This window comes from Aestuariispira insulae, assembly GCF_003385955.1.
Lineage (GTDB): Bacteria > Pseudomonadota > Alphaproteobacteria > UBA8366 > Aestuariispiraceae > Aestuariispira > Aestuariispira insulae.
On the sequence record NZ_QRDW01000045.1, the window covers coordinates 1 to 1,447 of the forward strand.

Sequence of the window (1,447 nt, forward strand, 5' to 3'; positions counted from 1 at the left end):
AAACCGCCGGACCTCAAAAAGGCCGTTCGTGAGGAAAAAGCGAAGCCTCAGTTCGAAGACCTTCAGGGCTGGTTGCAGGGTCAGCTCACCCGTTTGCCTGCGCGTTCCGCCCTGGCGGGAGCAATCCGCTATGCCGTCACCCGGATGAAGCGGCTGGAGGTTTATCTCCAAGATGGCCGGCTGGCCATCGACAATAACACGGCGGAAAGATCCGTCCGCGGCATTGCCCTTGGCAGAAAAAACTGGCTGCTTTCCGGGTCAGATGCCGGTGGCGAACGTGCCGCCAACATCTATACCCTGATCGAAACGGCAAAACTGAACGGCATCGATCCGCAAGCCTGGCTGACCCACGTTCTGACCATCATCGCTGATCATCCCATCAATCGGATAGAAGAACTGCTGCCTTGGAACGTCAAGGCCGATCCGGAACTTCATGACCTGGCTCCATCAGTTTCCGCGCCCCAAAATTTGCTGAGCCGCAAGCCTCCATTTCAATATGGTAAGGCTCCAGCCCAGTAAAAAAAAATGCAGACCTGAGCACGGTGAAATCGGCGGAGAATATCAACATCACCCGAGCGACTGATCCCATGCACTTAAAAAACACTATTTGGCTAAGTCAAGGCCGGTAGTTGTAACAATCAGTTGGAAGGTTTCTCTCAAATGTAGCGCTCAATAAGACCACCGTATGGCACTTCGATGCCGGAGAGCAGGGGCCCCCGTCCATCCCATCACTTCAGCTATGACCAGGCGGCCAATGCGCGGCTTAGCTTAATGCTAACCCATGTCAGTATCGCCCCCAGGCACCTGTACTACACTTGTCCCTTCGGAATGCTGAGCCAGGAAAGTGGGCAAGTTATTTGTACACAGTCGGTGATCAGCGAAAGAGGCAGTGTTGATGCTGCCGGAGGATTGATTATGAATATTCCAGAATGGCTCAAACCAGGTATTTACGGAGCGGTTGCGGGGGCGAGTGCTCTTGCTGTTATAGGATTTTCCTGGGGCGGTTGGATGACTAGTAGTCAAGCGAACAAGGTTGCCGCTGCCATAGCACATGACGCCGTCATCGCGGCGTTGCTTCCCGTTTGTCTCGACAGTTCCCGTACCGATGCAAACCGCACAATGAAGATAGTGAAGATCCGCGAAGCAGAGGACTATAAGCGGCGCGATGTTCTCATGGATGCAGGTTGGGCGACGGTTCCTGGTGAGGCCAGTCCCAACAGGGATCTCGCAAATGCCTGTCTGGCTGCACTTAACATCGAGCTTCAGTAACGACCTGGAGAATGGTGCAGCGGTCGCGGGGTATTGTGTCTGAAACATGCCAGACGCCTACCAGCCCCCTCTATGCCTTCAATTGAAGTAGTTGCGATCTGATCTGACACCGCTTCCTTGAAGGAGTGAGAGTTACCGGTTTTGATGACGGTGCGAACCAAACCATCAAAACACACGA

The 1,447-nt window shown here is 53.8% G+C and carries 3 protein-coding genes; 2 read left to right on the plus strand and 1 reads right to left on the minus strand.

The window, feature by feature from the left end; all coding sequences use genetic code 11:
* Together DFP90_RS22605 and DFP90_RS22610 are read left to right on the plus strand one after the other, a co-directional pair.
* Positions 1 to 519 (plus strand): IS66 family transposase (locus tag DFP90_RS22605; protein WP_147301120.1); only part of this gene is annotated, 519 nt, incomplete at its 5' end.
* Between the two features lie 396 nt (positions 520 to 915).
* Positions 916 to 1,269 (plus strand): alpha/beta hydrolase, encoded by a 354-nt coding sequence (locus DFP90_RS22610; protein WP_115939722.1) that lies wholly within the window; start codon positions 916 to 918, stop codon positions 1,267 to 1,269.
* Here the strand turns inward: DFP90_RS22610 and DFP90_RS23140 are convergent.
* A partial coding sequence (locus DFP90_RS23140; protein WP_218044782.1) for a hypothetical protein occupies positions 1,263 to 1,447 on the minus strand: 185 nt, incomplete at its 5' end. The genes DFP90_RS22610 and DFP90_RS23140 overlap by 7 nt on opposite strands.

Coding starts and splice junctions, on each gene's coding strand:
- DFP90_RS22610 (WP_115939722.1), top strand. CDS start 916: ATGAATATTCCAGAATGGCTCAAACCAGGTATTTACGGAGCGGTTGCG.